The 15,148-nt window shown below is 42.3% G+C and carries 14 protein-coding genes; 11 read left to right on the top strand and 3 right to left on the bottom strand.

The genetic code is table 11. The features are described 5' to 3' along the window. Positions 1-12 precede the first annotated feature (12 nt). The 9 genes from KQP79_RS00995 to miaA all read left to right on the top strand — a co-directional run bounded on the left by KQP79_RS00995 (position 13) and on the right by miaA (position 9,362). On the top strand, positions 13-1,179 hold the full coding sequence (locus KQP79_RS00995; protein ID WP_008997792.1) for an AIR synthase-related protein: 1,167 nt from the start codon (positions 13-15) through the stop codon (positions 1,177-1,179). Between the two features lie 3 nt (positions 1,180-1,182). Then, positions 1,183-2,295, top strand: a complete 1,113-nt coding sequence (prfA, locus tag KQP79_RS00990) for a peptide chain release factor 1 (RefSeq protein ID WP_004301709.1) — start codon at positions 1,183-1,185, stop codon at positions 2,293-2,295. 82 nt (positions 2,296-2,377) lie between these two features. Continuing rightward, positions 2,378-3,202 carry an orotidine-5'-phosphate decarboxylase gene (gene pyrF / locus KQP79_RS00985; protein ID WP_004301706.1) on the top strand — a complete coding sequence of 275 codons (825 nt, stop codon included), beginning with the start codon at positions 2,378-2,380 and terminating at the stop codon, positions 3,200-3,202. A gap of 30 nt (positions 3,203-3,232) precedes the next feature. Continuing rightward, the gene (locus tag KQP79_RS00980) at positions 3,233-4,462 is read left to right on the top strand and encodes an HD domain-containing protein (RefSeq protein ID WP_004308539.1); all 1,230 of its coding nucleotides are present in this window, start codon (positions 3,233-3,235) and stop codon (positions 4,460-4,462) included. A gap of 82 nt (positions 4,463-4,544) precedes the next feature. Then, complete coding sequence (lpxD, locus tag KQP79_RS00975; RefSeq protein ID WP_004308537.1) at positions 4,545-5,585, top strand: UDP-3-O-(3-hydroxymyristoyl)glucosamine N-acyltransferase; 1,041 nt, start codon at positions 4,545-4,547, stop codon at positions 5,583-5,585. Between the two features lie 11 nt (positions 5,586-5,596). Beyond that, positions 5,597-6,982 carry a bifunctional UDP-3-O-[3-hydroxymyristoyl] N-acetylglucosamine deacetylase/3-hydroxyacyl-ACP dehydratase gene (locus tag KQP79_RS00970; RefSeq protein ID WP_004301699.1) on the top strand — a complete coding sequence of 462 codons (1,386 nt, stop codon included), beginning with the start codon at positions 5,597-5,599 and terminating at the stop codon, positions 6,980-6,982. Positions 6,983-7,000: 18 nt separating this feature from the next. After that, the gene (lpxA, locus tag KQP79_RS00965; RefSeq protein WP_004320906.1) at positions 7,001-7,768 is read left to right on the top strand and encodes an acyl-ACP--UDP-N-acetylglucosamine O-acyltransferase; all 768 of its coding nucleotides are present in this window, start codon (positions 7,001-7,003) and stop codon (positions 7,766-7,768) included. A 21-nt stretch (positions 7,769-7,789) separates the two neighbouring features. Further along, on the top strand, positions 7,790-8,344 hold the full coding sequence (locus KQP79_RS00960; protein ID WP_004308535.1) for an IS1096 element passenger TnpR family protein: 555 nt from the start codon (positions 7,790-7,792) through the stop codon (positions 8,342-8,344). 121 nt (positions 8,345-8,465) lie between these two features. Then, positions 8,466-9,362: a tRNA (adenosine(37)-N6)-dimethylallyltransferase MiaA gene (miaA, locus tag KQP79_RS00955; protein ID WP_004308534.1), complete on the top strand. Its 897-nt coding sequence runs from the start codon at positions 8,466-8,468 to the stop codon at positions 9,360-9,362. 49 nt (positions 9,363-9,411) lie between these two features. Here the strand turns inward: miaA and KQP79_RS00950 are convergent, their stop codons facing one another. The 3 genes from KQP79_RS00950 to KQP79_RS00940 all read right to left on the bottom strand — a co-directional run bounded on the left by KQP79_RS00950 (position 9,412) and on the right by KQP79_RS00940 (position 11,877). Then, positions 9,412-11,043, bottom strand: coding sequence for a M56 family metallopeptidase (locus tag KQP79_RS00950; protein WP_061448064.1), 1,632 nt, complete (start codon positions 11,041-11,043; stop codon positions 9,412-9,414). Positions 11,044-11,066: 23 nt separating this feature from the next. Continuing rightward, on the bottom strand, positions 11,067-11,435 hold the full coding sequence (locus KQP79_RS00945; protein WP_004301694.1) for a BlaI/MecI/CopY family transcriptional regulator: 369 nt from the start codon (positions 11,433-11,435) through the stop codon (positions 11,067-11,069). Positions 11,436-11,574: 139 nt separating this feature from the next. Continuing rightward, positions 11,575-11,877, bottom strand: coding sequence for a hypothetical protein (locus tag KQP79_RS00940; protein ID WP_004301693.1), 303 nt, complete (start codon positions 11,875-11,877; stop codon positions 11,575-11,577). Positions 11,878-12,031: 154 nt separating this feature from the next. On the opposite strand from KQP79_RS00940, the gene KQP79_RS00935 reads away from it, so the two are divergent. Both KQP79_RS00935 and lipA read left to right on the top strand, forming a co-directional pair. Beyond that, on the top strand, positions 12,032-14,242 hold the full coding sequence (locus KQP79_RS00935; protein WP_004308531.1) for a S9 family peptidase: 2,211 nt from the start codon (positions 12,032-12,034) through the stop codon (positions 14,240-14,242). Further along, positions 14,242-15,090 carry a lipoyl synthase gene (gene lipA / locus KQP79_RS00930; protein WP_004308530.1) on the top strand — a complete coding sequence of 283 codons (849 nt, stop codon included), beginning with the start codon at positions 14,242-14,244 and terminating at the stop codon, positions 15,088-15,090. The genes KQP79_RS00935 and lipA overlap by 1 nt, the downstream gene beginning before the upstream one ends. Positions 15,091-15,148 lie beyond the last annotated feature (58 nt).

Below are 15,148 nucleotides of genomic sequence, written 5' to 3'. Positions count from 1 at the left end.
ATTCTATAACTCATGAGTAATCAACGATACATGATGCGTGGAGTAAGCGCATCAAAAGAAGATGTGCACAACGCCATCAAGAACATCGACAAAGGAATCTTTCCAAAAGCGTTTTGCAAAATTATCCCGGACATATTGGGAGGTGACCCGGAATATTGCAATATTATGCATGCCGATGGTGCCGGAACCAAATCATCTCTCGCTTATATGTACTGGAAAGAAACGGGTGATTTGTCCGTTTGGAAAGGTATTGCGCAGGATGCATTGATTATGAATATCGACGACCTGCTTTGTGTAGGTGCCGTAGACAATATCCTTGTTTCATCTACTATTGGACGTAACAAACTGTTGATTCCCGGAGAAGTAATCTCCGCCATCATCAACGGAACAGACGAATTGCTGGCCGAACTCCGTGAAATGGGTGTAGGCGTATATGCAACCGGTGGTGAAACTGCTGATGTCGGCGATTTGGTACGTACCATCATCGTTGACTCTACCGTAACTTGCCGCATGAAACGTTCAGACGTTATCGACAATGCCAATATTCGTCCGGGTGACGTGATCGTTGGTCTGGCTTCTTACGGACAAGCTACTTACGAGAAAGAATACAATGGCGGTATGGGCAGTAATGGTTTAACAAGTGCCCGCCACGACGTATTCGGAAAATATCTTGCTGAAAAATATCCGGAAAGCTATGATGCTGCAGTTCCTGAAGAGTTAGTTTATTCCGGTAAATTAAAACTAACAGACAGCGTGGAAGATTCTCCAATTAATGCAGGTAAGTTAGTACTCTCTCCTACTCGTACATACGCACCGGTAGTCAAAAAATTGCTTGATGCATTGCGTCCGGAAATCCACGGAATGGTACACTGCTCCGGTGGTGCACAAACTAAAGTTCTGCATTTTGTAGAAAACGTACGCGTAGTAAAAGATAATCTTTTCCCTGTTCCTCCTTTATTCAAAACGATCCAGGAACAAAGCGGTACGGACTGGGCAGAAATGTACAAGGTATTCAATATGGGACATCGTCTTGAAGTCTACCTGTCACCGGAACATGCAGAAAAAGTGATAGCTATCTCCGAGTCATTCGGTATCCCGGCACAGATTGTAGGACGTGTTGAAGCATGCGAGCAAACAGAATTAATCATTAAGAGCGAATTCGGAGAATTTAGATATTAAAGAATGGCAGACAATAGTACCATACTAGAAAAATTAGACGGACTCGTAGCCCGTTTTGAAGAAATATCTACCCTTATCACAGACCCGGCAGTGATTGCCGACCAGAAACGTTATGTCAAGTTGACTAAAGAATATAAGGAATTAGACGACTTGATGAAAGCAAGGAAAGAATATATCCAATTACTGGGTAATATTGAAGAAGCTAAAAATATCCTTGCCAATGAATCGGACGCTGAAATGCGCGAAATGGCGAAAGAAGAAATGGACAATAGTCAAGAGCGCCTTCCGGTATTGGAAGAAGAAATCAAACTGATGCTTGTCCCTGCCGATCCGCAAGACAGCAAGAACGCTATTCTCGAAATCCGCGGAGGTGCAGGAGGCGACGAAGCAGCTATCTTTGCCGGCGACCTCTTCCGTATGTATGCCAAATTCTGTGAAACCAAAGGTTGGAAAATGGAAGTCTCCAATGCGAACGAAGGGACAGCCGGTGGATTCAAAGAAATTGTTTGTAGTGTGACAGGCGATAATGTATACGGAATTTTAAAATACGAATCGGGAGTACACCGCGTACAGCGTGTTCCTGCGACGGAAACGCAAGGACGTGTTCACACTTCAGCCGCATCCGTGGCCGTGCTTCCCGAAGCTGAAGAATTCGATGTAGTCATCAACGAAGGAGAAATCAAATGGGACACTTTCCGAAGCGGCGGTGCCGGCGGACAGAATGTAAACAAGGTAGAATCCGGAGTACGTCTGCGCTATATCTGGAAGAACCCGAACACCGGTATTGCCGAAGAAATCCTTATCGAATGTACCGAGACACGCGACCAGCCGAAAAATAAAGAGCGCGCCTTGGCCCGTCTCCGTACTTTTATCTACGACAAAGAACATCAGAAATATATCGATGACATTGCCTCCAAACGTAAGACAATGGTATCTACCGGAGACCGTTCAGCCAAAATACGAACTTACAACTATCCCCAGGGACGTATCACCGACCACCGCATCAACTATACAATCTATAATCTGGCAGCCTTCATGGACGGGGATATCCAGGATTGTATCGACCATCTGATCGTAGCGGAAAATGCAGAACGCCTGAAAGAAAGCGAACTTTAGAGAAGTGGAGAGTTGAGAATTGAGAGTTGAGAACGGTTTCTTAAAATAGTAAATAGTAAATTGCAAAATAGTAAATAACAAGATGGATAAGCAACAATTATTTGAAAACATAAAGCGCAAAAAATCATTCCTTTGTGTAGGACTTGATACTGATATCAAGAAAATCCCGGAACATCTGTTGAAAGAAGAAGATCCGATCTTTGCATTCAACAAAGCAATCATTGACGCGACAGCTGATTTGTGTATCGCCTACAAACCCAATCTGGCTTTCTATGAAAGCATGGGTGTAAAAGGATGGATCGCATTTGAAAAGACAGTAAAATATATCAAAGATAACTATCCGGATCAATTCATCATCGCTGACGCAAAGCGTGGTGACATCGGAAATACTTCTGCAATGTATGCCCGCACATTCTTTGAAGAATTGGATATCGACTCTGTAACAGTAGCCCCCTACATGGGTGAAGACAGCGTTACTCCGTTCCTTACCTACGAAGGCAAATGGGTGATCCTGTTGGCATTGACTTCCAACAAAGGATCTCATGACTTCCAATTGACAGAAGACGTAAACGGCGAACGTCTGTTCGAGAAAGTATTACGCAAATCACAGGAATGGGCTGGCGATGACCGCATGATGTATGTGGTAGGTGCTACTCAAGGACGTGCTTTTGAGGACATCCGCAAGATTGTCCCGAACCATTTCCTTCTCGTACCAGGCGTGGGAGCACAAGGCGGTTCACTCGAAGAAGTTTGCAAATATGGTATGAACAGTACATGCGGATTGATTGTTAACTCGTCGCGTGGTATTATCTACGTAGATAAAACAGAGAAATTTGCAGAAGCTGCCCGCACCGCCGCACAAGAAGTGCAAGCACAAATGGCTGAACAACTCAAAGCAATTCTCTGAAAAGGGAAAAAGGATCTCTAAAGAAAACGAATGCCTTACGAAAGAAAGATAATTAACGACCCCGTATTCGGGTTCATCAATATTCCAAAGGGGTTACTGTACGATATAGTACGGCATCCCCTTTTGCAGCGTCTTACCCGCATCAAGCAAGTAGGATTATCATCTGTTGTGTACCCCGGTGCACAACACACCCGCTTCCAACACTCCTTAGGTGCTTTTCACCTGATGAGTGAAGCTATCACCCAACTGGCCTCCAAAGGCAATTTTATCTTTGATAGTGAAGCGGAGGCCGTGCAGGCTGCCATCCTGTTGCATGATATAGGACACGGCCCTTTCTCGCATGTACTGGAAGACACGATTGTAAAAGGAGTCTCGCACGAAGAGATTTCTCTTATGTTGATGGAACGGATGAACAAAGAGATGAACGGCCAGCTGAGTCTTGCCATTCAAATCTTCAAGGACGAATACCCGAAACGCTTTCTGCATCAACTCGTAAGCGGTCAGTTGGATATGGACCGACTTGATTATCTTCGCCGCGACAGCTTTTATACAGGCGTAACGGAAGGTAACATCGGCTCTGCCCGAATCATCAAAATGCTTGATGTAGCGGATGACCGTTTGGTTGTCGAATCCAAAGGGATCTATTCTATCGAGAATTTCCTCACGGCACGTCGCCTGATGTACTGGCAAGTATACCTGCATAAGACGTCTGTGGCATACGAAAAGATGCTGATTAGTACTCTCTTGCGTGCCAAAGAACTGGCTTCACAAGGAGTGGAACTGTTTGCATCTCCTGCATTACGTTTTTTCCTTTACAATGATATCAATCCAACGGAATTCTATAACAACCCCGACTGTCTGGAGAATTTTATCCAGCTGGACGACAATGATATATGGACAGCCTTGAAAGTGTGGAGCACCCACACAGATAAGGTACTTTCCACTTTAAGCACGGGAATGATAAACCGAAATATCTTTAAAGTGGAAATTTCGTCGGAACCTATTAGTGAGGACAGAAAAAAAGAATTAACTTTGCACATCAGCCAGCAACTAGGCATAACCCTTTCCGAAGCGAACTATTTTGTCTCTACCCCCAGCATCGAAAAGAATATGTATGACCCGGCAGATGACAGTATTGATATTATCTACAAAGACGGCACTATCAAAAATATTGCCGAAGCATCGGACATGCTGAACATCTCATTATTGTCCAAAAAGGTAAAGAAATACTATCTCTGCTATCAGAGATTACACAGATAAGTATAAAATATTCATGCAATAACACGGAAATCTGAAAAAAAAATCCGTTATTTGTGAACTAATTAAATTTTAAATAAAAGACATGGAGTTCTCGGCTAAGCAAATTGCAGCATTTATCCAAGGGGAAATCATTGGAGACGAAAACGCTACGGTACACACATTCGCTAAAATTGAAGAGGGAATGCCCGGAGCAATTTCTTTCCTGTCAAATCCCAAATATACACCTTACATCTACGAAACACAATCAAGCATTGTCTTGGTTAATAAGGACTTCACTCCCGAACACGAAATTAAAGCTACTCTTATCAAAGTAGACAATGCATACGAAAGTCTAGCTAAATTGCTCAATCTTTATGAGATGAGCAAGCCTAAGAAACAAGGGATAGATTCATTAGCTTTCGTTGCACCCAGCGCCAAAATTGGTGAGAATGTATACATCGGTGCTTTTGCCTATATCGGTGAAAATACCGTGATTGGAGATAATACTCAAATTTACCCCCACACTTTCGTTGGAGACGGCGTGAAGATAGGCAACAGTTGCCTGCTTTACTCCAATGTAAATGTTTATCATGACTGCCGCATAGGTAATGAATGTATCCTTCATTCGGGTGCAGTGATCGGAGCTGACGGATTTGGTTTTGCTCCCACTCCGAACGGATATGATAAGATTCCGCAAATCGGAATTGTTATTCTGGAAGATAAAGTAGATATAGGTGCTAATACGTGTGTAGACCGTGCTACAATGGGAGCTACGGTAGTACACAGCGGTGTCAAGTTAGACAATCTGATACAAATAGCACACAATGATGAAATAGGTTCGCATACCGTTATGGCTGCGCAAGCCGGAATTGCCGGTTCTACCAAAGTGGGTGAATGGTGTATGATCGGTGGTCAGGTAGGTATTGCAGGACATGCTAAAATAGGAGATAAAGTTGGATTAGGCGCACAATCAGGTGTGCCGGGAGACATCAAGTCCGGTAGCCAGCTTATCGGAACTCCTCCTATGGAACTGAAGCAATATTTCAAATCATCCATTGCACAAAGAAGCCTGCCGGATATGCAGAAAGAACTGCGTAACTTGCGCAAAGAAATAGAAGAATTAAAACAACTATTAAATAAGTAAATAAGTAACCAATGCTGAAACAAAAAACGCTGAAAGATAGCTTTTCACTGAGCGGGAAAGGTCTTCACACTGGACTTGATCTCACTGTAACATTCAATCCAGCTCCGGACAATCACGGATATAAAATCCAACGCATTGACGTAGAAGGACAACCAACTATCGACGCAGTAGCCGACAATGTAACAGAAACCACCCGTGGTACTGTATTGTCGAAAAATGGAGTCAAAGTAAGCACCATTGAACATGGTATGGCAGCCCTTTACGCATTGGGCATTGATAACTGCCTGATCCAAGTTAACGGACCGGAATTTCCTATTTTAGATGGTAGTGCACAATATTACGTACAAGAAATAGAACGTGTAGGAACAGTAGAACAAAATGCCGTCAAAGACTTTTATATTATCAAGTCTAAAATTGAGTTCCGGGATGAAACGACTGGTTCTTCTATTATTGTACTACCTGACGAGAATTTCAGTCTGAATGTACTGGTTTCTTACGATTCGACTATTATCCCGAATCAGTTTGCTACCCTTGAAGATATGCATAATTTCAAAGACGAAGTGGCTGCCAGCCGTACTTTCGTCTTTGTTCGTGAAATAGAGCCGTTGCTCTCCGCCGGATTGATTAAAGGTGGCGACCTGGACAATGCGATCGTAATCTACGAACGCAAGATGTCACAGGAAAGCTTCGATAAGTTGGCAGATGTGATGGGAGTACCTCACATGGATGCCGATCAGTTAGGCTATATCAATCACAAACCGTTAGTTTGGCCCAATGAATGTGCCCGTCACAAACTGCTGGATGTCATTGGTGACCTCGCTTTAATTGGCAAACCGATTAAAGGCCGTATCATCGCTACCCGTCCGGGACACACCATCAACAATAAATTTGCCCGCCAGATGCGGAAAGAAATCCGTCTGCACGAAATACAGGCACCAAGTTACGACTGTAACCGCGAGCCGATAATGGATGTAAACCGCATCCGCGAATTGTTACCGCACCGCTATCCTTTCCAACTGGTGGACAAAGTGATTGAAATTGGTGCCAACTACATTGTAGGTATTAAAAACATCACAGCCAACGAACCTTTCTTCCAGGGACATTTTCCACAGGAGCCCGTTATGCCGGGAGTACTTCAAGTGGAAGCAATGGCACAAGTCGGAGGCTTGCTCGTCTTGAATTCCGTAGATGATCCTGAACGTTATTCTACCTATTTCATGAAAATAGATGGAGTGAAATTCCGTCAGAAAGTAGTGCCGGGAGATACAATCATCTTTCGTGTAGAACTGCTGGCACCTATCCGCCGTGGCATTTCTACCATGAAAGGATATGCGTTTGTCGGCGAGAAAGTTGTTTGCGAAGCAGAATTCATGGCACAAATAGTAAAAAATAAGTAATAATTGATATTTAAAAGCATGATAAGTCCTTTAGCGTATATCCATCCCGAAGCTAAGATCGGAGAAAATGTAGAAATTGCGCCTTTTGTATTTATAGATAAGAACGTAGTTATCGGCGACAACAATAAAATTATGGCTAACGCCAATATTTTATACGGTTCACGTATTGGTAACGGAAACACGATTTTTCCGGGTGCCGTTATCGGAGCCATTCCGCAGGACCTCAAGTTTCGCGGTGAAGAATCGACAGCCGAAATCGGAGATAATAATCTGATTCGTGAAAATGTAACAATCAACCGTGGTACGGCAGCTAAAGGGCGCACGATTGTGGGAAATAACAATTTATTGATGGAAGGTGTACACGTAGCACACGACGCATTGGTTGGTAACGGATGTATCATCGGTAACTCTACCAAGATGGCAGGCGAAATCGTCATTGATGATAACGCGATTGTCAGCGCCAATGTATTGATGCATCAATTCTGTCATGTAGGCAGTCATGTAATGATTCAGGGCGGATGCCGTTTCAGTAAAGATATTCCTCCTTACATCATTGCAGGACGTGAACCGATCGCTTTTAGCGGAATCAATATCATCGGCTTGCGCCGTCGTGGCTTCTCCAATGAAGTGATCGAAAGTATTCACAATGCATATCGTATCATCTACCAAAGTGGTTTGAACACGACAGAAGCATTGAAAAAAATAGAAGATGAATTCGAAAAGAGCCCGGAGATTGACTATATAGTCAATTTTATCCGTAATTCAGAACGTGGTATTATTAAATAAACAGTTCAAAATAGTCATATTATGATATACAGATTTACTATCATATCTGATGAAGTTGACGATTTTGTCAGAGAAATACAAATTGATCCGGAAGCAACTTTTTATGACTTCCATGAAGCAATACTGAAATCAGTAGGGTACGCAAACGACCAGATGACTTCTTTCTTTATCTGCGATGACGACTGGGAAAAAGGAAAAGAAGTAACCTTAGAAGAAATGGACGACAATCCGGAAATAGATAGCTGGGTAATGAAAGACACTGCTATCAGTGAACTGGTAGAAGACGAAAAACAGAAACTGCTATATGTATTCGATTACATAACAGAACGTTGTTTCTTCATCGAACTATCCGAAATTATCACCGGAAAAGATATGAATGGTGCCAAATGTACCAAGAAATCAGGAGATGCTCCTAAACAAACGGTAGATTTTGAAGAAATGACCGCTGCGGGAGGTTCTCTTGATCTGGATGAAAACTTCTATGGAGACCAGGACTTCGACATGGAAGATTTCGATCAGGAAGGATTTGACATAGGTGGTGACACTAGCAGCCCATACGAAGAAGAAAAATTTTAAGTATTAAATATCAAGTATTAGGTATTAATTGCTATGTAGTGTCAGGCAGTTAATACCTAATATTTTTTTAGTCCCGTACGCTTTAATACTTAATACTTCTATACTTAATACTTAAAAATCTATGCCTACTCTCATTGTTCTTATAGGTCCTACAGGTGTGGGGAAAACGGAGTTGAGCCTGCGCTTGGCAGAAACATTTCAGACAAGCATTGTATCTGCCGATTCGAGACAGCTTTATGCCGAATTAAAAATAGGCACGGCAGCTCCTACTCCCGACCAACTCAAACGTGTCCCCCATCAACTGGTCGGCACGCTCCACCTCACAGACTATTACAGCGCTGCCCAATACGAAACAGAAGCACTGGAAATTCTGGAGAAATTATTCACGCAACACGAAGTCGTGATTCTCACTGGTGGCTCAATGATGTATGTAGACGCTATCTGTAAGGGAATTGACGATATTCCTACCGTTGATGCGGAAACCCGTCAACTCATGTTACAAAAGTATGAAGAGGAAGGCCTTGAACAACTCTGCGCAGAACTTCGCCTGTTAGATCCGGAATATTACCGGATTGTAGATCTGAAGAATCCCAAGCGGGTGATTCATGCGTTGGAGATTTGCTATATGACCGGACGCACTTATACTTCTTTTCGCACCCAACAAAAAAAACAGCGTCCTTTCCGTATTCTGAAAGTCGGCCTGACTCGTGATCGGGAAGAACTTTATGACCGTATCAACCGTCGGGTAGACCAGATGATGGAGGAAGGATTATTGGAAGAAGTACGTTCCGTACTTCCCTATCGTCACCTCAATTCACTCAATACAGTAGGCTATAAAGAACTGTTCAAATATCTGGACGGAGAATGGGAACTCTCCTTTGCTATAGACAAAATCAAGCAAAACTCCCGCATTTATTCGCGTAAACAGATGACCTGGTTCAAAAGAGATGAAGAAATAAAATGGTTCCACCCGGAACAAGAAACGGAGATACTAGCGTACCTCCGTCAATCTTTATAACATTATATTTTGACAATATTTAGAAACAGAAGACATCTAAAATCTACTGCTATTCTTCAGATGCAGTTACTTTTATTGTTGAAGTCACTGTATCATTAATAGCACGAATAGAAATTTGACGGGCTTGATATTCTTCTTTCACTAATAGATTTACTTCAATCACTCCATTCTTTCCCTTATCACCATAAGCAGCCAATGCAGTCTTATCTTTCAATACAGATATACTCCTAATACGATCAGGAGAAATATTCGCTAAAGGATCATCACCTGTAGCCTCTTTGCCATCAATTATAACCAAAGGTTTACCTCCATCAGCAGAACGAAACGTAGCTCCCCAACTCTTTGCCCCACTATTTAATGCATCCAACCTTGTTTTATTAATGCCTTCGATTTCAATCTTTCTCGGCGCAAACTTTTTTTCCGAATATAGTTTTATATCCATCACTCCATCCTTAGCCTTTTCTCCATAAATCTTAATAGCTTTTTCAGGACCTATGACAGACACACTTTCAATACGTTCAGGATTCAAAGCATTTACTACTTCACGTTCAGACTCTTTCCCATTAATAATAACCAAAGGTTTTCCTTCACCGGAAATTCCTTGTACCGAAATAGCCACCTTCTTTTTCCCGGATGTTAAGACAGAATCTTTTTTTTCTGTACGATAACCTACCACTACTACCTTATTCTTGGTAGTATCAATAGGCTCCTTAACAACATTTTCTTCACTCTTTTTTTCCACAATTTCCGCCAAATCATTAACTTTGACTGCAGAAATCTCTTCCACTTTTTCAGAGATTTCAGGACGGGCAAAAGCAGTTACTGCAATAGCTGCCAACGGAAGTACATACAAGTACTTCAACCGTGCCCACGGATTCGATTTTTCTTTTAACATCATAGTGATACGTTTTTTAAGTTTACTGTGATTAAAGCTGTTGGCCATAGAGTAGAGCCTTGTGCCAACGGCTTTTTTTATTAATAATAGTTGATATTCTTTCGCGTTTACACCCTCATTAATGACGGTCTCGTCCGCTTCATACTCATGAATGTTCTGCAACTCTTGTTTCAACAACCATGCACCAGGATTGAACCATTGGAAAAAGATGCAAATATCCGCCACCAATAAATCTACTGAATGGCGATGGTGAATATGAGCCATTTCATGAATAAGGATTTCCCTCCCGTTTTCCTCCAAGTCTTTCCGGCTGATGACAATATACTTCATCCAACTGAACGGAACTATCTCCTGATTATGCACCACAAGTGTAACCCCTTTCTCCAACTTCTCATGTTTGCCGGAATGTACCAACCGAAAGAGACAAATCAAAGAATAGATATTGCGACAGGCAAGAAACAGAATACCCGCCCAATAGACCAACAGAACAATCTGTACCCAAGATATGGCCGACGTCTCCTGCACTGCACCGACATTGGCAGGAGTAGTCTCCAACTCTGCCATCAATAGCAATTGTTCAATGGAAAGCACAGCCTGCTGCACTTCAACCTGATGCCGGGTAGTTACTTCGATACAAGGAATGAGTAATGAAAAGAACAACACTCCCAATAAAGCCATACGATTGAAACGATGAAAGGTTTCCTTGCTAAGTAATAACCGGAAAAACAGGTAAAACAGAACAAGACAAACAGATGATTTTAATATATAAATGAAGAAAACTCCCATAGCATAGATTTTCGTTTAATAGATTAGTGTTTTTTGTCAGCCTGTTCCACTTCCTCGATGAGCTGTTTCAATTCATCCAAGGAAATATCTTCCTCCTTAACCAAAGAAGAAACGGCATTCAGGTAAGAATTATTAAAATACTTACTAATCACATTCCGCAGCGTTCCTTTACGAAAATCTTCTTCACTAACTACGGGATAATATTGATAGGTATTTCCGAAAGTATAATGAGCTAGAAAACCTTTTTCTTCCAACCCACGCACAATCGTAGATAATGTATTGAAATGTGGCTTGGGATCTTCATAGAAAGCCAACATTTCCTTCACGAACAAGGGACCTTTTTCCCAGAAAAAGCCCATGATTTCTTCTTCTTTTGCTGTTAATCCTTTCATATCTGCAACTTTGTTTGCTGCAAATAACGAAAAGTTTTAGTTCATAAACTAATTTATCTAGTTAAAGTAAACTAAAAGCTATAGTTAAGACGAAGAATCTACTATTAAACACCTGTGAAACAGATTTATTACATCTCTTTTAGCTCCACAGTTTATTGACTATAAAGTTGCCGATAAAGAACAAGTCGCCCATAAAAATAATGCTGAATACCAGAAAAGTGAAACAAGTACTCCACCGGGCTCCTCCCTCCTCTTCGCCACGTTTGATACGAAGCAGGGAACTATGTAAACAATCACCTGCTATGAACAGTACAAATAAACTCGGTATCAAGTCACCCCATGACACCAACCACAGATTATCACCCTTCCCCATCAGGAACGTCAATGCCACGGCCAATAAGAAGACAGAAGCATATTGCAAGTCTTTTCTTTTTGAATTCATAGTGGTAATGTTTAAAGTCCTTTTCACAAAGATATTGAATCTCACCCAATAATCCTTATCAAATCTATATAAAAATCGGTCAGGCTTTGTTGAATCTAAGTTTATTGTTACTTTTGCAAGTACGAATTAAAACCAAAACCGATTATAAACGCAGATGAAAAAGATCAGCATCACTTTATTACTCTGCCTTCTCTGTCTGACCGGAATGGCACAAGGACAAAAGGCACTCGATTTAAAAGATATTACTTCCGGACGTTTCCGCCCGGAAAATATTCAGAGAGTAATCCCTATGCCTGATGGTGAACACTACACACAGATGAACGCTGACGGCACGCAAATCATTAAATACTCTTTCAAGACAGGTGAGAAAGTAGAAGTGATTTTCGATGTAAATACTACACGCGAATGTGACTTCAAGAACTTCGACAGTTATCAGTTCTCTCCCGACGGTCAGAAATTGCTGATTGCTACTAAAACAACACCTATTTATAGGCATTCATACACAGCTGTACATTACATTTACCCTTTGAAACGAAATGATAAGGGCGTTACGACAAACAACATTATTGAACGGCTGTCTGACGGTGGACCTCAACAGGTCCCCGTCTTTTCTCCGGACGGTACCATGATTGCATTTGTACGCAACAATAACATATTTCTTGTTAAGTTGCTTTACGGCAACAGCGAAAGCCAGGTCACAGAAGATGGCAAACAGAATTCGGTAATCAACGGTATTCCTGACTGGGTGTATGAAGAAGAGTTCGGCTTCGACCGTGCTTTGGAATTCAGCGCCGACAATACGCTGATTGCTTTTATCCGTTTCGACGAGTCGGAAGTTCCCTCCTACTCTTTCCCGGTATTTGCCGGACAAGCACCCCGCATTGATGCTTTAAAAGATTATCCGGGCGAATATACATACAAGTATCCGAAAGCCGGATATCCGAATTCGAAAGTAGAGGTACGCACGTATGACATCAAATCACATGTCACCCGTACAATGAAACTCCCATTGGATGCAGATGGATACATTCCGCGTATCCGTTTCACAAAGGATGCCAATAAATTGGCTATCATGACATTGAACCGCCATCAAGACCGTTTTGATCTTTACTTTGCCGATCCTCGTTCCACACTTTGCAAACTAATGCTTCGCGATGAGTCTCCTTATTATATCAAGGAGAATATTTTCGATAATATCCAGTTCTATCCGGAATACTTCAGCCTGCTTAGCGAACGTGACGGTTACAGTCACCTCTATTGGTATAGCATGGGGGGGAATCTGATTAAAAAGGTTACTAACGGTAAGTTTGAGGTGAAAGATTTTCTGGGATATGATGAAGAAGACGGTTCTTTCTATTACACCAGCAATGAAGAAAGCCCTCTGCGCAAAGCTGTCTATAAAATAGACAAGAAGGGCAAGAAGCTCAAACTATCCCAACAGGTAGGAACCAATACACCGCTCTTCAGCAAATCGATGAAGTATTACATGAACAAGTTCTCCAACTTGAATACTCCGATGCTGGTTACACTGAATGATAATTCGGGCAAAACACTCAAAACGCTTATTACCAATGACGGATTGAAACAAACATTGTCTGGATATGCTGTGCCACAAAAAGAGTTCTTCACTTTCCAAACCACAGATGGCGTGAAGTTGAACGGCTGGATGATGAAACCGGTTAATTTCTCCGCATCCAAAAAATATCCGGTACTGATGTATCAATATAGTGGCCCGGGTTCCCAACAGGTATTGGATACTTGGGGAATCAGCTGGGAGACATACATGGCAAGCCTCGGTTATATCGTGGTATGTGTAGATGGTCGTGGCACTGGAGGTCGTGGAGAAGCTTTTGAGAAATGTACCTATTTAAAAATTGGCGTCAAAGAAGCCAAAGACCAGGTGGAAACAGCGCTTTACCTAGGCAAACAAACGTATGTGGACAAAGACCGCATCGGTATCTGGGGTTGGAGTTATGGCGGATACATGACTCTTATGAGCATGAGCGAAGGAACTCCCGTATTCAAAGCCGGAGTAGCAGTAGCCGCACCGACCGACTGGCGTTTCTATGATACGATTTACACCGAACGCTTCATGCGCACTCCCAAAGAAAATGCGGAAGGATATAAGGAATCATCAGCCTTCACCCGTGCCGACAAACTTCATGGCAACTTGTTGCTGGTACATGGTATGGCAGATGACAATGTTCACTTCCAGAACTGTGCAGAATATGCCGAACAGTTAGTTCAGCTTGGAAAACAATTTGATATGCAAGTGTACACGAACCGTAATCATGGAATATATGGTGGCAACACCCGCCAACACTTGTACACACGGTTGACCAACTTCTTCTTGAACAACTTATAATGACGGATAGAGTACGTAAGCCCGAATGGCTGAAAATTAATATCGGTGCCAACGAACGATACACCGAAACAAAGCGAATTGTCGACTCCCACTGCTTGCACACGATATGCAGCAGTGGGCGTTGCCCTAATATGGGGGAATGTTGGGGAAAAGGAACAGCCACCTTCATGATTGGCGGTGACATCTGCACGCGTAGCTGTAAATTTTGCAACACACAGACAGGACGTCCCCATCCGTTAGATGCAAACGAGCCTACCCATGTAGCAGAATCCATCGCACTGATGAAATTGGATCATGCCGTCATCACCTCTGTAGACCGGGATGATTTACCTGATTTGGGTGCAGAGCATTGGGCACGTACCATCCGGGAGATAAAACGGTTGAATCCACAGACAACCATTGAAGTACTGATTCCGGATTTTCAAGGCAGAATGGAGTTGGTAGATTTAGTAATTGACGCCCGGCCCGACATCATATCACACAATATGGAAACTGTGCGCCGCATTAGTCCACTAGTCCGCAGTGCAGCAAATTATGATACAAGCTTACAGGTTATCAGACATATTTCCGAAAAGGGAGTCAAATCTAAAAGCGGCATAATGGTCGGACTGGGTGAAACTCCGGAGGAAGTCGAAACATTGATGGACGATCTGCTAGCAACCGGTTGCCAGATTCTTACCATAGGGCAATACCTGCAACCGAGTCATCGGCATTATCCCGTTGTGGCATACATCACTCCGCTGCAATTCATGAAATATAAAACAGTTGGTTTAGAGAAAGGATTCAACATCGTAGAGAGTGCTCCCCTTGTTCGTTCCTCCTACCATGCAGAGAAACATATTCGTTAGCAAACAAAACACATACACTATTTGTTTTATAGATAGAACCGACAAATAAACATAAATA

Source organism: Bacteroides sp. DH3716P, assembly GCF_025914115.1.
Classification (GTDB): Bacteria; Bacteroidota; Bacteroidia; order Bacteroidales; family Bacteroidaceae; genus Bacteroides; species Bacteroides ovatus.
This window is presented reverse-complemented; position numbering and strand designations above follow the sequence as displayed.

What these genes read in the sequence shown, in the direction of transcription:
- KQP79_RS00950 (WP_061448064.1), bottom strand. Translation starts at nt 11,043, where the DNA reads ATGGGAGTTTTCTTCATTTATATATTAAAATCATCTGTTTGTCTTGTT.
- KQP79_RS00970 (WP_004301699.1), top strand. Translation starts at nt 5,597, where the DNA reads ATGCTGAAACAAAAAACGCTGAAAGATAGCTTTTCACTGAGCGGGAAA.
- KQP79_RS00940 (WP_004301693.1), bottom strand. Translation starts at nt 11,877, where the DNA reads ATGAATTCAAAAAGAAAAGACTTGCAATATGCTTCTGTCTTCTTATTG.
- lpxA (WP_004320906.1), top strand. Translation starts at nt 7,001, where the DNA reads ATGATAAGTCCTTTAGCGTATATCCATCCCGAAGCTAAGATCGGAGAA.
- pyrF (WP_004301706.1), top strand. Translation starts at nt 2,378, where the DNA reads ATGGATAAGCAACAATTATTTGAAAACATAAAGCGCAAAAAATCATTC.
- KQP79_RS00980 (WP_004308539.1), top strand. Translation starts at nt 3,233, where the DNA reads ATGCCTTACGAAAGAAAGATAATTAACGACCCCGTATTCGGGTTCATC.
- prfA (WP_004301709.1), top strand. Translation starts at nt 1,183, where the DNA reads ATGGCAGACAATAGTACCATACTAGAAAAATTAGACGGACTCGTAGCC.
- KQP79_RS00945 (WP_004301694.1), bottom strand. Translation starts at nt 11,435, where the DNA reads ATGAAAGGATTAACAGCAAAAGAAGAAGAAATCATGGGCTTTTTCTGG.
- KQP79_RS00935 (WP_004308531.1), top strand. Translation starts at nt 12,032, where the DNA reads ATGAAAAAGATCAGCATCACTTTATTACTCTGCCTTCTCTGTCTGACC.
- lpxD (WP_004308537.1), top strand. Translation starts at nt 4,545, where the DNA reads ATGGAGTTCTCGGCTAAGCAAATTGCAGCATTTATCCAAGGGGAAATC.
- KQP79_RS00995 (WP_008997792.1), top strand. Translation starts at nt 13, where the DNA reads ATGAGTAATCAACGATACATGATGCGTGGAGTAAGCGCATCAAAAGAA.
- lipA (WP_004308530.1), top strand. Translation starts at nt 14,242, where the DNA reads ATGACGGATAGAGTACGTAAGCCCGAATGGCTGAAAATTAATATCGGT.
- miaA (WP_004308534.1), top strand. Translation starts at nt 8,466, where the DNA reads ATGCCTACTCTCATTGTTCTTATAGGTCCTACAGGTGTGGGGAAAACG.
- KQP79_RS00960 (WP_004308535.1), top strand. Translation starts at nt 7,790, where the DNA reads ATGATATACAGATTTACTATCATATCTGATGAAGTTGACGATTTTGTC.